The 14,573-nt window shown below is 59.2% G+C and carries 17 protein-coding genes; 3 read left to right on the forward strand and 14 right to left on the reverse strand.

All coding sequences use genetic code 11. The features are described 5' to 3' along the window. Positions 1–235: 235 nt before the first annotated feature. Entirely contained in the window at positions 236–1,543 is a 1,308-nt protein-coding gene (locus F3I47_RS01555) for an MFS transporter (RefSeq protein ID WP_276047101.1), read from the forward strand. Between the two features lie 10 nt (positions 1,544–1,553). After that, the gene (locus tag F3I47_RS01560; RefSeq protein WP_140925332.1) at positions 1,554–2,348 is read left to right on the forward strand and encodes a substrate-binding domain-containing protein; all 795 of its coding nucleotides are present in this window, start codon (positions 1,554–1,556) and stop codon (positions 2,346–2,348) included. Here the strand turns inward: F3I47_RS01560 and F3I47_RS01565 are convergent. The 10 genes from F3I47_RS01565 to F3I47_RS01610 all read right to left on the reverse strand — a co-directional run bounded on the left by F3I47_RS01565 (position 2,323) and on the right by F3I47_RS01610 (position 9,236). Further along, positions 2,323–3,222 (reverse strand): LysR family transcriptional regulator, encoded by a 900-nt coding sequence (locus F3I47_RS01565; protein ID WP_140028526.1) that lies wholly within the window; start codon positions 3,220–3,222, stop codon positions 2,323–2,325. The two genes, F3I47_RS01560 and F3I47_RS01565, sit on opposite strands and share 26 nt — an antisense overlap. 111 nt (positions 3,223–3,333) lie before the next feature. Next, positions 3,334–3,774: a thiol-disulfide oxidoreductase DCC family protein gene (locus F3I47_RS01570; RefSeq protein WP_046101808.1), complete on the reverse strand. Its 441-nt coding sequence runs from the start codon at positions 3,772–3,774 to the stop codon at positions 3,334–3,336. Then, positions 3,743–4,366, reverse strand: coding sequence for an AAA family ATPase (locus F3I47_RS01575; RefSeq protein WP_046101807.1), 624 nt, complete (start codon positions 4,364–4,366; stop codon positions 3,743–3,745). Before F3I47_RS01575 ends, F3I47_RS01570 begins: the two co-directional genes overlap by 32 nt. Beyond that, complete coding sequence (locus tag F3I47_RS01580) at positions 4,363–4,800, reverse strand: PTS sugar transporter subunit IIA (protein WP_046101806.1); 438 nt, start codon at positions 4,798–4,800, stop codon at positions 4,363–4,365. The genes F3I47_RS01575 and F3I47_RS01580 overlap by 4 nt, the downstream gene beginning before the upstream one ends. 9 nt (positions 4,801–4,809) lie before the next feature. Next, positions 4,810–5,079 (reverse strand): hypothetical protein, encoded by a 270-nt coding sequence (locus F3I47_RS01585; RefSeq protein WP_009090249.1) that lies wholly within the window; start codon positions 5,077–5,079, stop codon positions 4,810–4,812. 86 nt (positions 5,080–5,165) lie between these two features. After that, entirely contained in the window at positions 5,166–6,008 is an 843-nt protein-coding gene (locus F3I47_RS01590; protein WP_150029596.1) for a class II fructose-bisphosphate aldolase, read from the reverse strand. Next, positions 5,995–7,362, reverse strand: coding sequence for a PTS sugar transporter subunit IIC (locus F3I47_RS01595; RefSeq protein WP_150029597.1), 1,368 nt, complete (start codon positions 7,360–7,362; stop codon positions 5,995–5,997). Before F3I47_RS01595 ends, F3I47_RS01590 begins: the two co-directional genes overlap by 14 nt. Continuing rightward, positions 7,355–7,669 carry a PTS sugar transporter subunit IIB gene (locus F3I47_RS01600; protein WP_009090254.1) on the reverse strand — a complete coding sequence of 105 codons (315 nt, stop codon included), beginning with the start codon at positions 7,667–7,669 and terminating at the stop codon, positions 7,355–7,357. Before F3I47_RS01600 ends, F3I47_RS01595 begins: the two co-directional genes overlap by 8 nt. A 10-nt stretch (positions 7,670–7,679) precedes the next feature. Further along, complete coding sequence (locus F3I47_RS01605; RefSeq protein ID WP_111208439.1) at positions 7,680–8,660, reverse strand: 6-phosphofructokinase; 981 nt, start codon at positions 8,658–8,660, stop codon at positions 7,680–7,682. Between the two features lie 282 nt (positions 8,661–8,942). Beyond that, positions 8,943–9,236 (reverse strand): hypothetical protein, encoded by a 294-nt coding sequence (locus tag F3I47_RS01610; protein WP_150029598.1) that lies wholly within the window; start codon positions 9,234–9,236, stop codon positions 8,943–8,945. Between F3I47_RS01610 and F3I47_RS01615 the strand changes: the two genes are divergently transcribed. Then, positions 9,235–10,149 (forward strand): pyridoxal-phosphate dependent enzyme, encoded by a 915-nt coding sequence (locus tag F3I47_RS01615; RefSeq protein ID WP_150029599.1) that lies wholly within the window; start codon positions 9,235–9,237, stop codon positions 10,147–10,149. The genes F3I47_RS01610 and F3I47_RS01615 overlap by 2 nt on opposite strands. 39 nt (positions 10,150–10,188) lie before the next feature. Here F3I47_RS01615 and F3I47_RS01620 read toward each other — a convergent pair whose 3' ends face one another. From F3I47_RS01620 to pqqD, 4 genes are all read right to left on the reverse strand, one after another. Continuing rightward, on the reverse strand, positions 10,189–10,773 hold the full coding sequence (locus F3I47_RS01620; protein ID WP_046101799.1) for a YceI family protein: 585 nt from the start codon (positions 10,771–10,773) through the stop codon (positions 10,189–10,191). A gap of 84 nt (positions 10,774–10,857) precedes the next feature. Next, the gene (gene pqqF, locus F3I47_RS01625) at positions 10,858–13,164 is read right to left on the reverse strand and encodes a pyrroloquinoline quinone biosynthesis protein PqqF (protein WP_150029600.1); all 2,307 of its coding nucleotides are present in this window, start codon (positions 13,162–13,164) and stop codon (positions 10,858–10,860) included. Continuing rightward, positions 13,164–14,330 carry a pyrroloquinoline quinone biosynthesis protein PqqE gene (gene pqqE / locus F3I47_RS01630; RefSeq protein WP_370462019.1) on the reverse strand — a complete coding sequence of 389 codons (1,167 nt, stop codon included), beginning with the start codon at positions 14,328–14,330 and terminating at the stop codon, positions 13,164–13,166. Before pqqE ends, pqqF begins: the two co-directional genes overlap by 1 nt. After that, the gene (pqqD, locus tag F3I47_RS01635) at positions 14,293–14,571 is read right to left on the reverse strand and encodes a pyrroloquinoline quinone biosynthesis peptide chaperone PqqD (RefSeq protein WP_111208444.1); all 279 of its coding nucleotides are present in this window, start codon (positions 14,569–14,571) and stop codon (positions 14,293–14,295) included. The genes pqqE and pqqD overlap by 38 nt, the downstream gene beginning before the upstream one ends. Between the last annotated feature and the right edge of the window lie 2 nt (positions 14,572–14,573).

Here is a 14,573-nt window from a genome sequence, read left to right on the forward strand (position 1 = left end):
AACACGCCTATGAATCCTGTCACATTTCCGCAAACTTACTCCAGCACCGGTAACAGAAGCAGTGAAAACGCGCAGTTGTCCAACCTTCTGAATCGTAAGCCTTTAAATTGATAACGCTGGGCAATCATGCGGCTGACACATCAATTGATTCTCATTTTGCACTTATTTAGCGCCGGGCGCTGATCCACTCTTCAGTCACAGGCGCGGCAAAAAGCGTCATACCTTACTGGAGCTTCTGATGCAGACCACCTCACCCATGACTCACCGCGCCAGGATTGGCGCAATTTTCCGTGTGACCTCTGGCAACTTCCTCGAACAGTTCGATTTCTTCCTGTTCGGTTTCTATGCCACCTATATCGCTCACACCTTCTTTCCGGCCAGCAGTGAGTTCGCCTCCCTGATGATGACCTTTGCCGTCTTTGGGGCTGGCTTCCTGATGCGCCCTATCGGCGCGGTCGTGCTGGGAGCCTACATCGATAAGGTCGGCCGTCGTAAGGGATTGATCGTCACGCTCTCCATTATGGCGGCGGGCACCTTTCTGATCGTGCTGATCCCCTCCTACCAGAGCATTGGCCTGTGGGCGCCGCTGCTGGTGCTGATCGGCCGCCTGTTGCAGGGCTTCTCGGCCGGTGCCGAGCTGGGTGGTGTGTCGGTCTATCTGGCTGAGATCGCCACACCAGGCCGTAAAGGCTTCTACACCAGCTGGCAGTCAGGCAGCCAGCAGGTAGCCATTATGGTCGCCGCCGCGATGGGCTTTATCCTCAACGCCGTACTGGCAGAAAGTGAAATCCGCGAGTGGGGCTGGCGTATTCCCTTCCTGTTTGGCTGTCTGATCGTGCCGTTTATTTTCGTGCTGCGCCGTAAGCTCGAAGAGACGCAGGAGTTCAACAATCGTCGCAGCCATCCCGAAGTGAAGCAGGTGTTCCGTATTCTGCTCGCCAACTGGCAGGTCGTGATTGCCGGCATGCTGATGGTCGCGATGACCACCACCGCGTTTTACCTGATCACGGTTTACGCCCCGACCTTTGGCAAGAAAGTGCTGCTGCTTAGCGCCTCTGACAGCCTGCTGGTGACGTTACTGGTGGCGGTATCGAACTTTATCTGGTTGCCGATCGGCGGCGCGCTCTCCGACCGCTTTGGCCGTAAGCCGATCCTGGTGGCGATGACCCTGCTGGCGATGGCGACCAGCTATCCGGCGCTGAGCCTGCTGGCGGCGGCCCCGGGCTTCTCAATGATGCTGGGCGTGCTGCTGTGGCTTTCGATGATCTACGGTCTCTACAACGGTGCGATGATCCCGGCCCTGACCGAAATCATGCCGGCTGAAGTGCGCGTCGCGGGCTTTTCACTGGCCTACAGCCTGGCGACTGCCCTGTTTGGCGGCTTTACCCCGGTGATGTCCACCGGCCTGATTGAGCTGACCGGCGATAAAGCGTCGCCCGGCTACTGGATGAGCTTTGCGGCTGTCTGCGCCCTGCTGGCCACCCTCTACCTCTATCGCCGTACCAGCCGTGCGTTATCCCACGCCGGTAAGACCTTTAGCTGAGGAACTGAGAATGAAATCTGCTTTACTGTTAATCCCCCTGTTGCTGGGCAGTGCCGGTGCACAGGCCAAAGAACTGACGGTGATGATCTCCGGCGGGTTTAAAGCGGCCTGGGATACCCTCTCGCCGCGCTTCGCCCGGCAGGAAGGGATCACCCTTCATACGGTTGCCGGTCCGTCGATGGGCAAGACTCCACAGGCGATCCCGGCGCGACTGGCGCGCGGTGAACCGGCCGATGTGGTGATTATGGTCGGCGACGCGCTGACCGGACTGGAGAAAAAAGGTGAGACGCTGCCGGGTTCCCGGGTAGAACTCGCCGACTCGCGCATCGGCGCGGTCATCAGACAGGGGGCGACGCCGGTTAAGATCGGCAGCGAAAGTGAACTCCGCGCCACCCTGCTGAAGGCCGGTTCCATCGCCTATTCCGACAGCGCCAGCGGCAAATATGTCAGCAGCCAGCTTTTCAGCCGGCTGGGTATTGAGGATCAGGTCAGGAATAAAGCCGTGAAGGTTGAGCGCATTCCGGTGGCGTCAGAGGTGGCGGCCGGGAAATACAGTATCGGGTTTCAGCAGGTGAGTGAGTTGCTGCCCGTGTCAGGCGTCACCTTTATTGGAGAACTGCCGGCGAAGCTGCAATACACCACCCGCTTTGCCGGTGCCGTGGTTCGCACCTCCGGGCAGCCGGATGAGGCGAGTAAGCTGCTCCACTGGCTCGCGTCGCCGGAAAACCAGAAGGCCGTGCTGGCCAGCGGACTGCACAGCGTGACGGCCTCAAAACCGGTCAGAGAAGCTGATACTGTTCAGTAATCAGGTTTTCCAGTTCGCCCGCGATATGCGACAGCATCCGGCCATTTTTGCGCAGCAGACCGATGGTGCGTTTCACCTCCGGGTCGGTTAACGGCACACCCGTCAGCAGGGCGTGATCGTAACCCGGCATCGACATGGCGGGGACGGCAGCAATGCCGAGCCCCGCCTCAACCATCCCCAGCATGGTCGTGACGTGCCGGGTTTCGCAGACACAGGGCTTCTCCGGCACGATCGCCTGCAATGCCTGATCCAGCAGATTGCGATTACCGGAGGTCTTATCCAGCCCGATCCACTCATACTGATAAAACGCCTGCCAGCTCAGACTCTTTTTTCCGGCAATCGGATGATCGCGCCGACAGGCCGCCACGTAAGGGTCCTCCCTCAGCGGCTGAAAATGGACATCCGGCTGCGAACGGCTGGAGAAGCTGATGCCGAAATCCGCCTGCCCGCCAATCACCGCGTCATACACATTGGCCGCACTGCTGTCGATCAGTTTCACCCGCACTCTGGGGTAGCGCACCTGAAACAGCCGGATGATATTGGGCATGAAGTAGTAGGCCGCTGACGGCACGCAGGCGACCGTAATCAGCCCGGTGCGGGCCAGGCTGACCTCACTGAGATCGGCCATCACCTCTTCGAAGTCTGTCAGCAGCTTGTCTGAGCGCTGCGCAAACGCGTGCCCTTTCAGCGTCAGCGTTACGCGGCGCGTGGTGCGCTCAAACAGTTTGATCCCCAGTGCGGTTTCCAGTTTATCGATCCGGCGGCTCAGCGCCGACTGGGAGAGACAGATCGATTCCGCCGCCAGGCGAAAGTTACCAAACTCCACCAGCGCGCGAAACGCGTAGAGATCGTTGAGATCGAAGTTAACCGGCATGCATCCCTCTATCCGTTGTCTGGCAGCACAGGCGTGCTGTGGTCATGGGCAGCAACAATAACCCCAAGGATATCATTGATCTCAGTGCCGCCCACAGCCACCTTTCGCACTTCAGCGCGGGGCATCAACCTGATGCAGAAAACGTCCGGGATAATCGGGGACAATCGCATGCTGGCTGCTGTAACGGCCAAACAGCCTGTAGCGGTTTAACGCGATGCGGTCATAGGCAAAGTTACTGAGGGTGTCGGGGAAGTGACGCAGCACCGCCAGCCCGCGCCACGGCAGAGGGAGATGCTGCATAACGCGGAATACCGCCTGCGCGCGCAGCCAGTGCTGGTCACCTTTAATGTAGACAATGGTGCTGATCTTCTCTTCCGGCAGTCCGGCCCAGCGCAGCAGCGCCTTGCCCTGCTCGCTCTGCACCGAGGCAAAACGAACCTGCCGCGCCAGCCGGTGGCGCAGCAGAAACTGAACCCAGCCGTTACACAGCTTACAGACGCCGTCATAGAGCACGGCACTTTCACCGGTTTGCAGATAGGGGGGTGATGTCATCCTGCCGCTCCTCACGTCGCTCATGATGAGCTGAAGTGTAGCGGGTTCTGGTCAGCTGATGTTGCAGCCAGTGAATAACGGCCGTGTCGTCCCGGGCGCAGGCGTCAGTCTCACAGACCGGCCCCAGCGCCATCGGCCTGGCCTGACGCGCCAGCTGGCGCAGCTCCGGCAGATACTCGGCACCGGGATGTCCCGGCAGCCGCTGCGACAGCCGTGCCTGATAGCGCGCCACCGCCACCTCCGGATCAATCTTCAGCCACAGTTCAAGCGCCTCCTCCACGCCGGCCTGTTTCAGCCCCTGCTCCAGCAGCGCACGCGGCTGAAACCCGAACCAAGCGTCGATCAGCCAGATCTGACTGGCCGGTGCCTGGCCGACAATGTTCCAGATCGCCTGGTAGGCCGCGCAGCCCAGCTGCCGGTTTCGCGCGCGGTCAACCGGGGTAAAGCAGCGCATAAACGGCTCTTTGAGCGCGTCGAGCGTCAGTACCGGCCAGCCAAAATGGTGAGAGAGCGCCTGCGTCAGGGTACTTTTACCCGACGCCGGGATGCCGTTCACCAGCACCACCCGTTTTACCGTATTTGTCAGCGTCATAAGATATCGATGACCTCCGCTGCGCTGCTGGCCTGACGTAACCTGACCAGCGTCTCCTCATCCTCCAGCAGCGACACAATGGCCCGGATCCCCTCTTCGATGTGCGCGTTACTGTCGCGCGCACCAAACATGATCACAATGTCCGCCTTGTCACTGCCCGCAAAGGAGATCGGTTCCTTCAGCAGGATCAGACTGAAACAGTCGCGGATCACCCCGGCTTCCGGTCGCGCATGAGGAATGGCAATTCCCTCCTCAAAGACATAGTACGCGCCATGCGTCAGCGTATTGGCAATCACCGCCTCCGGATAGGAGGCGTGAAGATAGCCGCCGCTGACCAGCGGAGCCGCGGCCAGGGCGATAACCTGACGCCAGTCCGTGGCGTCAATGCCGGTCTGAATGGCGTCGGCCTCCTGTAATAACTGCTTAATGGTCATCCGCTCTCCTCAGATCGACTGGCGAACCACATTGCGCAATTCATCTATTTTGACAAACAGCGCATCGATTTCATTGCGGTAGCGAGGGCTTTTCGCAAATAAGCTTAACGCCCGGTTATATTCCAGCATTAATTCTTTCTGCGTTGCGCCATCGCGCGGATTAATAGCCAGCTGCTGCTCCAGCTGCGTTATTTTTCCGCGGCTGAGTTCCGCCAGATGGTCCTGCTGCTGCGGGCTGACCGGTTCGCCCGCTGGTGACTTTTTCAGAAATCCAAACATAGGCTCTCCTGCCCCGGATTATTTCAGGGGTTCAGTTAAGGCATGAAAATAAAAACGTTACGACTGACTGATAACCGATCCGGCGTTCAGCGGAATAACTGCATCTTCTCCACCAGCACGTTGGTCACCGCGTCATTTGCCGGCACCAGGAAATTACGCACGCTGTCATTGACCTTTCCTTTTTCAAAGGTTGATTTGCACTGTGCCACCCACTGAACGTTCATTTCCGTTCCGACGTTGACCTTTTCAATCCCGCTGCTCACCGCCAGCCGCATATCTTCGTCGCTGACGCCGGTGCCGCCGTGCAGAACCAGCGGCGTGCGGGTGGCCGCCGTAATATCGGCCAGACGCTGATGCTGAATGTGCGCCTTGCCGGTGTAGAGCCCGTGCACGGTGCCGATGGAGATCGCCAGCATATCGACGCCGGTTTCCTCCACGAAGCGACGCGCATCCTCCACCGGCGTAAACGCAATCGCCTCCATTTCCAGGCTTTTGCCATCCTCCGAGCCGCCAATCGCCCCCAGCTCCGCCTCGACCGAGACGTTGTGCGGTCGCGCCATATCGATCACCCGACGGGTGTTGGCAATATTCTCCTCAATCGGCAGATGAGAGCCGTCATACATGACAGAGCTGAAGCCGGCGTCGATCGCCGTCTGAATAGCCGTCAAATCCGAGCAGTGATCGAGATGCAGACACGTCGGCACGCCGGTGCTCTCTGACAGCGATTTAATGGCGTCGACCAGCAGCTTATGGCCGAGATATTTCGCCGTACCGGTGGAGATCTGGATCATTAACGGGCTGCTGGTTTTCTCTGCCGCTTTAAAATAGGCGGGCAGCATCTCCAGACAGTGCAGATTAAAAGATCCCACCGCTTTAAAGTCACGCTGTTTAGCCAGCTGAAGCAGCTCGGCGAAATTATAAAGTTTCATGGATTTTTTCCTCGTGAGGTCGGGTGGATTTGCCATTAACAAACCAGGCAAGCGCGGTAACAAAGGCAATAAACAGGGCGACAAACAGCCAGTTGTTCTGGAAAGCGTGGCCGAGTACCAGTCCGGTACTGATGACGTCGGAATCGCTGAAGGTCACGCCAGTGAAGCCGTAGCTTTCCAGCATCGGCACCAGGATGGCGGGCAGGAGCGTGATAAAGAGGCCGTGAACAAAGCCGCCGATCATCGCGCCGCGCCGCCCGCCCATGGCGTTACCAAAGACCCCGGCGGTGCCCCCGGCAAAGAAGTTGGTCAGCAGACCCGGCAGGATCATCGCCAGACCCATCATCGGGAAGAGAAGCATGCCGACGATGGAGCCGAGCGTGGTGGCGAGGAAGCCGACAATCACCGCATTAGGGGCGTAAGGAAACATCACCGGACAGTCCAGCGCCGGTTTCGCATCCGGCACCACCCGCATGGCGATACCGCGGAACGCAGGCACCAGCTCGTTAAGCAGCAGGCGAACGCCGCTGTAGAGCACAAACACCCCGGCAACAAACTGAATCGACTGCATAAAGGCGTACATCAGGTAGTTCATGCCGTTGCTGTACTGAGCGATGAAGGCCGGGCCGGCGGCCAGGGCGGGGATCAGATACATCGGCACCATCACCAGCGCCATCGACAGATAGGTGTCCTGCAGAAACTTAAAGTTATCCGGCAGCTTCAGATCTTCGGTTGAGCGGGAGCCTTTGCCGACCACTCTGGCGACCGCAGCCGTGACCAGATAGCCAATGGTGCAGAAGTGACCCAGCGCGACATCATCCGACTCGGTAATGCGCCGCACCACCGGCTGCGCCAGCGCAGGCATGATGACCGCCATGATGCCGCCGAAGATGCCGCCGGTCAGGATCAGCGGCAGGCCGGTCAGTCCCGCTTTGTAACCGATGACGGCGCCGATCGTCGCCATCCAGAGCAGTGCCTGTCCCGTCAGGAAGATGTACTTAAAGGGCGTCAGGCGCGCGATGATGATGTTGACGATAAAGATCGCCAGCAGCGTCAGCGCCACTTCCGACCCCAGCTCACGGTTTGCCAGCCCGGCAATGGCGGCCACATCGGTGATATAACCGCGCATGCCGAAGCCGTGGGTAAAGATGGTATTCAGGAAGGTCAGCGTGCCGACAATAATATTGATACCCGCCATCATAATTAAAAATCCGAGCAGGGTTTTAAAGGTGCCTTCCATCACCTTCCCTGCCGATTTTTTTTGCAGCAGCAGACCGATAAGGGCAATAAAGGCGATCAGAATCGATGCCTGTCCCAGCAGATCTTTGACCAGAAAATCAATCACACTATTCATGGGCGGCGACCTTCAGGTTGCGTTCTTTTAAAAAAGCCAGGATCTTCTGCTCTATTTCCGCTTTATCGGTGAGCCGGTTAAGAATAATGACCCGTTTAATCTGCTCTGGCGTGGCATCCGCATTTAATACATCGGCAAAGGCTTTTTGCGTCAGGATCATATCTGACTTAAAAGCATTCGCTTCTGAAATGGTGGTGTGATCGATATCGGCTTCAATTTCCAGTTTTTTTAAAACGGCCTTTGCGCTCATCTCAATGGCAAAACTGGAGCCTAATCCACAACCACAGACACATAATATTTTCAGCATGTTCTTCTCCTCACACGATGTTGAGTTGTTTAGCGAGTTTGTAATAGTGCCCGTCAATATCGACCAGGCGTTTTTGCATGCTTATTAAATCAATCGGGATCGGTTTATTGCTGCCGTTAATAATGACCGCTTTATTCCGCATGCCTGACTGAATACAACGCACCACCTCACTGGCCATAATGGTGCCCTGATAAATCTCTTCGCAGGTGGGGTCACCATTACGCAGTCCGTAACCGAGAATGGTTTTACGGATCCGAACGCCAATCAGGGGTTCAAGCTGTTTGATTAAGGTGTCGATAGCGCCCTGAAAACCGGGCGAATATTCCCGGGTGTAACCTTCTGAACAGAGAATCACCACGCTGTTCTGCTGTTCCAGCCGCCGGGTAATGCGCTGCGCCAGCTGCGGCACCGGGATCTGGCACTCCGGGATCAGCGCAATATCCGCGTTGGCTTTAATCGCGGACTGCAGGGTCAATTCACCGCAGTAGCCGCCGAGCAACTCCACCATAAATACCCGGCCCGGTAAGGCGCGCCCGGTATTACGCAGCTTCGCCACCTCTTTTAAGACCTGCTCGCAGGCGGTGGAAAAGCCCAGTGTGTAGTCACTGCCGAAAACATCGTTGTCGATGGTCATGCCGACACCAAAGCAGTTCACCCCGCTCTGTGAGAGCGTGTGAAGAAACTGCAGCGATCCGTCGCCGCCCGCCAGAATCAATACGTCAATCCGGGCGTTTTTCAGCTGGCGTGCAATCAGCTCGTACTCGCTCTGCACCAGTTTTTTTTCGGTGCGTCCCGACTGGATGACCGGAATCGCGGCGATGGAGAAGTCCAGCAGATCGCGCTGGCTGATTTCACGGTGGTTATTGGCCAGCAGGCCGGGAATGCCGCCGTCAAATATCACCATCCCGGCCTGGGTCAGACGGCCAATCTGGAAAACAAAATTATTAATCCCGGTGACATCGCCGCCACTGATGACCATTCCAATCCGCATCATCCTCTCCTCGCTGGCTGAATCTGCTGAGGGTCATTCTTCCGGTAAGCGGAGTTGCACTTTGCAGGTGAGGTCACATTTATGAGCGGTTTTTCACTGGCCGGAATATTGACAGCGGGTTGTGAGGCGCATGATTTGTGATGTGAATCACGCTATTCCGACTTATTACATCTGAGGCGAATCGATATAAATCATCGGGTTAGCGTGCGGGCTGGCGGGATGGGGAGAACGGCGGAAAAAGCCGGAATCAGGCGCGACAGTGACGTTGCGAATTTGTGACTTTCACCTCATTTTTCCCGGTTTCGCCGCCGGCCGGCGGATAAAAGGATGCCGATATCCCCTGCCCATCGTCATGTTAATCAGATTCAGCATCGCTGTTGCGAACAGGTAACACTCTTCTGTATAACGATTAAAGCCGACAGAAAATGCAGCAGAAGCATGATGATTTGTAAGGAGAATCGTGCGCCTTATCTTCAGCGAGGCGGACGCCTCCTCTGTCCGACGCTGCTCTCCCGCACCACCGGCCTGACAGTCAGCCGGTTTGTCATCAACGCCTTTGACCAGGATAAGACGCATGGAAATCACTATCCGCACCCCGCTCATTTACTCCCTGCCACTCAGTCAGCACAGCGGGAGCCATGTCTGGCTGAAAATGGAATCAGCGCAGCCGACCGGATCATTTAAGCTCCGGAGTGCGGCCCACATCTGCCGCCATTACGCCGCGCAGGGCGCAAAAGCCTTTATCAGCTCCTCCGGCGGCAATGCGGGTATTGCCGTGGCCCACAGTGGCCGCCGGCTGGGACTGCCGGTCACGGTGGTGGTGCCTGAAACCACCTCGGCGCGCGCCAGACAGCTTATTGAACAGGAAGGCGCCAGGCTCATCGTCCACGGCAGGGTCTGGAGTGAAGCGAATGCGTATGCCCTGTCGCTGGCGACAGCGGAGAATATCTATATTCACCCCTTTGACAACCCGCTGCTGTGGGACGGCATCAGTACGCTGGTGGATGAAGTGATCGACGAAGGGCTGCGTCCGGATGCCGTCATCCTGTCGACAGGCGGTGGCAGCCTGCTCTCCGGCGTGATGCAGGGACTGGAAAAACATCAGCTCGGCCATATTCCGGTTTATGCGGTGGAAACAGAGGGAACCGCCTCCCTTAACGCCGCGCTGAAGGCGGGCGAGCGGGTCACTCTGGAGAGCGTCAGCGGGATTGCCACGACGCTGGCGGCCAGCCAGGTGTGTGAAAATGCGTTTACGGTGGCGCGCCGTTCAGACGTCCGGGGGATGGTGGTGACCGATGATGAAGCCGTGAACGCCTGTCGCCGCTTTCTGGACGATCATCGTGTTCTGACAGAACCTGCCTGCGGCGTGTCGCTGTCGATGCTCTATGACGGGAAGATTAGCTTTAAGCCGGAAGAGAAGGTGCTGGTTATCGTCTGTGGCGGGGCCTCTGTCACGCTGGAGAGCCTGCAGGGCTGGCTGACAGCGTGAGAAACGTGGCGCAGCCGCACGGGCTGCGCCGCCAGCCTGTTACTTCGCGTAGGCTTCGGTAGACAGAGTCAGGGTGACCTCGTCACTGACCGCTGGCACATATTTATCCAGTTTGAAGTCAGAACGTTTGATGGTGCCGGTGGCATCAAAACCAATCGCCTGCTTCTTCACCATCGGATGCTCGCCCTGCTTGTTCAGCGTAGCGTGCAGCGTAACCGGTTTGGTGATCCCTTTCAGGGTCAGGTTACCTTCAACATCAAATTTGTTGTCGCCTTTCGCGACCACTTTGGTGCTGTGGAAGGTGGCCGTCGGGTATTTCGCGGTATCGAAATAGTCCGCGCCTTTGAATTCTTTCGTCAGTGCCGCAACGTGGCTGTCGATTTTGCTGACCGGCAGGGTCACGTCAACGCGTGAAGCTTCCGGATGATCTTTGTCAAACACCAGCGTACCGGTGGCATCCGGGATATCCGCGGTCGGGTTGGAGAAGCCGAAGTGGTTCCAGGCAACGATGACGGACGTATGCTCAGGGTTCAGCTGGTAGTGCATCGCCTCAGCCTGGGACAGGGGAGCATACAGGGTCGCAGCGGCTAACAGGGGCAGTGCAATACGTTTGAAGTTCTTCACGGTCAATTCCTTATGCGGACAAAAGTGCACTAAGTGTGGTGCAAATTTCCCGTTTTAGACAGTGAAGAGATTTGTCGGTAATTTTCAAATAAATTCAGCAACTCTCTGCCAGGCCTGCGTCCGTTCTCCGTCCGTGAACAGCACCCGCCAGCGGCGGCGATCCTGCATCAGCGTGCGATGCAGCTGCTGCAGATCCCTGAGATCCAGCGCCTGGATCTGCGCCGCATCGGGTTCGGCCAGGCCATTCTCCTGACGCAGCCGTGCCAGCGGCTGATCGTTTTCTCTGCTGAGCAGGCGGGTTTTCAGTGCCACCAGATCGCACTCGCCCAGCGTCGGCGTCAGCGAGCGCAGGAAGTTGCGGCAGTAGCGCAGCAGGGAGAGCGCGCTGTAGTCGGGTGACTGGAGCGCAAACAGTACCCCGTCTTCGTCGGCGCAGCGCAGATAGCGGCTGCTGACCACGTAGCCCACCGGCTGTTCGACCCGATAGCGCTGGAAAAAGCGCGGCTCGTAGATCAGGGCCAGCGCCCGCAGCGCAGCCAGCTGTTCACTCTGCTGCAGCGGGATAAAGAGCAGCAGCGCATTATCGGTGCTGGCATGGGGCAGACGCGTCAGACCGGTCCGGGGCGTCATGCGCGTCGGCGGCGCGGCCGGGTTGACCGGCAGCGACAGCGCACTCAGCCGCCGGGCGATCAGGGCGTGCAGCGCCGCGTTGCCCCCTTTCAGTGCCGCCCGCCAGCTGCCGGGCGCAACGTTTACCGCCAGCTCATAGGGTAACTGCTGCAGCAGCGCACGAATGGCGATGCTCTCCACAGGCGGAGTCGGCCCGGATTCGGCAGGCGGCGTGAGAGCAGGCACCATCAGGCTGAGCGCCCTGTCGGCCACCGCCGCATCCGGCGGCAGCTGCAGCGTCAGTTGCCACACCCCCTCCACTTCCTGCCAGCGCCCATGACCGCCCTGATGGCGCAGCGCGGCAAACAGCGGACGCAGCCGTTTTTCCAGCGCCAGGCCCCTCTCCGGCGTAAAGGTTGTCCAGAACTCCGGGCGCAGGATCAGCGTAGCGTCCCCGTCGTCAGGCTGATGATGCGGTAAGACTACCGCTGTGGCAGGCAGAGATTCAGCGGTGGCGACGCTGCTGAGCGGATAAAAGGTGAATGAGGCCGGGGACGGCTTCGTGCGGGGAAACGCATTCCGTGGGGAGAGCGGCAGGCTGAACCCCTGCGTGACCAGATTCTCCGCCGCCGGTTGCGGCGAGCAGATCAGCCAGCTTTGCGGCGCGCGGCAGAGCGACGCCAGCAGCCGCGGCAACGCAGACTCCGTCTCATCCGGCGCAAAGCCGAAGGCGCGCTGGCGTAACTGATCCAGCGGCGCGAGCGCGGCAAAACGCTGCTGTGCCAGCCGCTGATAGTGCTGATGCTGCGATTCAGTGGTCTGGCGCAGCGCGGCCAGATAGTCATCGATCACGCTGTCTGTCAGCTCAGGCTGGTCGGTCTCCACCTTCAGGGCCAGCCAGTGCGCGTCATCGGCCTGATAGATCCATTGCAGATCCAGCGCCTCCGCCAGCTTCCGCTCGCGCAGCGTCGCCAGCAGTGAACCGGGCGCTTCATCGAGCAGAAACTCACGCCACAACGTGACACCGTCACTATTGTTCAGCAGCCAGCTGCGCCACAGCGCCGCGGGTGCGCCCTCCGCCAGCTGCCAGACAGCCTCACCTGTCAGTCCGGGCGGCGACAGATCCTGCTGCGCGTGACCGGACGGCAGCCCGGCGGCAAAATCCCGCGCCAGCTGCTCCAGCTCATCCAGCGTCTGCGGTCCCTGCAGCCAGAGCCGCATATTGCCGGAAACGTAATAGCGCTGGTGGAACTGGCGCAGCGCCCGCTGCAGAGCGGGGAGATCATCGCCAAAGGTGGCGCGACTTCCTGCCTGGAAGCGGCGGAATGCGGGGGGTGATGTGGCGGCGTGCAGCAGTGCCGCCTCCGTGCGTGTCGGCTGATGGCGCTGTAACAGCTGATACTCTGCGTCGATCACTGCCACTTCCTGCCCGATCGCCTGATTGTCGAGCAGCGGATGGGCAATCATATCCTGCAATCGCAGCAGCCCGTCAGCCAGCAGCGATGGCGTAACCTCAAAGAAGAAGGCGCTGCGGCGGGCCTGCGTGGTGGCGTTAACCCTGCCACCCTGCGCCTGGATCCAGCTCATCAGCCGGCCTTCATCAGGCCAGCCGGTGCTGCCGGTGAAGAGCAGATGCTCAAGCAGATGCGCCAGGCCTGGCCAGCGGTCAGGCTCGTCGTGGCTGCCTCCCGCCACCTGAATCAGCGCCGCGGCCTGACTGGCGTCGGCGTGATGCACCAGCTCAATCGTCAGGCCATTGATCGTCAGGCCGCGCGTTATCATCAGAGGTTCCGGGTTTTGTAGATCAGCTGTGAGTTGCTGCGGTTACGGAACTGCAGCTGACCAATCCTGATGTCGCTGCAATCCGCCTCGCGGCGGGCCTCAAGGATTTTTCCGTGATGCGGTGATTTACTGCAGACCGGATCGGTGTTGTCGGCGTTGCCGGTCAGCATATACGCCTGGCAGCGACAGCCGCCGAAGTCTTTCTCTTTCTCGTCACAGGAACGGCACGGCTCTGGCATCCAGTCGAAACCGCGATAGCGGTTAAAACCGAACGAGTTGTACCAGATATCGTCCAGACTCTGCGTCAGCACCGACGGAAACTCCACCGGCAGCTGGCGCGCACTGTGACACGGCAGCGCGGTGCCTTCCGGCGTGACGCTGAGGAAGATGGCACCCCAGCCGCCCATGCAGGGCTTGGGCCGCTCTTCGTAATAGTCCGGGGTCACAAACAGCAGATTGGTCAGGCTGCCGCTGTCGCTCATGCGCGCACGGTAACGGTTTACCACCGCTTCCGCCTGCGCGATCTGCTCACGCGTGGGCAGCAGGCCCTCGCGGTTCAGCTGCGCCCAGCCGTAGAACTGACAGGTCGCCAGCTCGACGTCATCCGCTTCCAGCTCGATGCAGAGGTCGATAATTTTGTCGATCTGATCGATGTTGTGGCGATGCAGCACGAAGTTGAGCACCATCGGATAGCCGTGGGCCTTCACCGCCTTCGCCATCTCCAGCTTCTGCTGAAACGCCTTTTTCGAGCCTGCCAGCGCGGCATTCAGGGTTTCATCACTCGCCTGGAAGCTGATCTGGATATGGTCCAGACCCGCCTCGCTGAAGGCATCCAGCTTATTCTCTGTCAGGCCGATGCCGGAAGTAATGAGGTTGGTATAGAAGCCGAGATCGCGCGCGGCCTTAATCAGCTCCGGCAGATCTTTACGGGTCAGCGGCTCGCCGCCGGAAAAGCCGAGCTGCACGCTGCCCATGGCGCGCGCCTGGCGAAACACCTCAATCCACTGCGCCGTCGTCAGCTCCTTCTCCTGCTGCGCAAAGTCGAGCGGATTCGAGCAGTAAGGACACTGCAGCGGGCAGCGATAGGTCAGCTCGGCCAGCAGCCAGAGCGGCGGATTTACGCCAGGTTTATGCGGGGTCACGGAACTGTATCCACTTCTGTTCATAGGCTGACTGCAGGAACTCTAAAACGTCTGCACCCACGCCGCCCGCTTCCGGGAAACGGCTGTCGAGCGTCGCGATAATCGCGGCGATATCCTGTTTGCCATCCACCAGCTCAAGAATGGCGGCGGCGGTTTCATTCAGTTTCGCCATCCCTTCCGGATAGAGCACGACGTGGCTCTCCTGGGCGGCTTCCCACTGCATGCGGTAGCCGCGACGAAACACGGCAATCGAGTTTTCATTCATCG

This window comes from Pantoea sp. M_10 (assembly GCF_008631515.1).
GTDB lineage: Bacteria > Pseudomonadota > Gammaproteobacteria > Enterobacterales > Enterobacteriaceae > Pantoea > Pantoea anthophila.

Coding starts and splice junctions, on each gene's coding strand:
- F3I47_RS01560 (WP_140925332.1), top strand. CDS start 1,554: ATGAAATCTGCTTTACTGTTAATCCCCCTGTTGCTGGGCAGTGCCGGT.
- F3I47_RS01565 (WP_140028526.1), bottom strand. CDS start 3,222: ATGCCGGTTAACTTCGATCTCAACGATCTCTACGCGTTTCGCGCGCTG.
- F3I47_RS01570 (WP_046101808.1), bottom strand. CDS start 3,774: ATGACATCACCCCCCTATCTGCAAACCGGTGAAAGTGCCGTGCTCTAT.
- F3I47_RS01575 (WP_046101807.1), bottom strand. CDS start 4,366: ATGACGCTGACAAATACGGTAAAACGGGTGGTGCTGGTGAACGGCATC.
- F3I47_RS01580 (WP_046101806.1), bottom strand. CDS start 4,800: ATGACCATTAAGCAGTTATTACAGGAGGCCGACGCCATTCAGACCGGC.
- F3I47_RS01585 (WP_009090249.1), bottom strand. CDS start 5,079: ATGTTTGGATTTCTGAAAAAGTCACCAGCGGGCGAACCGGTCAGCCCG.
- F3I47_RS01590 (WP_150029596.1), bottom strand. CDS start 6,008: ATGAAACTTTATAATTTCGCCGAGCTGCTTCAGCTGGCTAAACAGCGT.
- F3I47_RS01595 (WP_150029597.1), bottom strand. CDS start 7,362: ATGAATAGTGTGATTGATTTTCTGGTCAAAGATCTGCTGGGACAGGCA.
- F3I47_RS01600 (WP_009090254.1), bottom strand. CDS start 7,669: ATGCTGAAAATATTATGTGTCTGTGGTTGTGGATTAGGCTCCAGTTTT.
- F3I47_RS01605 (WP_111208439.1), bottom strand. CDS start 8,660: ATGCGGATTGGAATGGTCATCAGTGGCGGCGATGTCACCGGGATTAAT.
- F3I47_RS01615 (WP_150029599.1), top strand. CDS start 9,235: ATGGAAATCACTATCCGCACCCCGCTCATTTACTCCCTGCCACTCAGT.
- F3I47_RS01610 (WP_150029598.1), bottom strand. CDS start 9,236: ATGCGTCTTATCCTGGTCAAAGGCGTTGATGACAAACCGGCTGACTGT.
- pqqF (WP_150029600.1), bottom strand. CDS start 13,164: ATGATAACGCGCGGCCTGACGATCAATGGCCTGACGATTGAGCTGGTG.
- pqqE (WP_370462019.1), bottom strand. CDS start 14,330: ATGAACAGAAGTGGATACAGTTCCGTGACCCCGCATAAACCTGGCGTA.
- pqqD (WP_111208444.1), bottom strand. CDS start 14,571: ATGAATGAAAACTCGATTGCCGTGTTTCGTCGCGGCTACCGCATGCAG.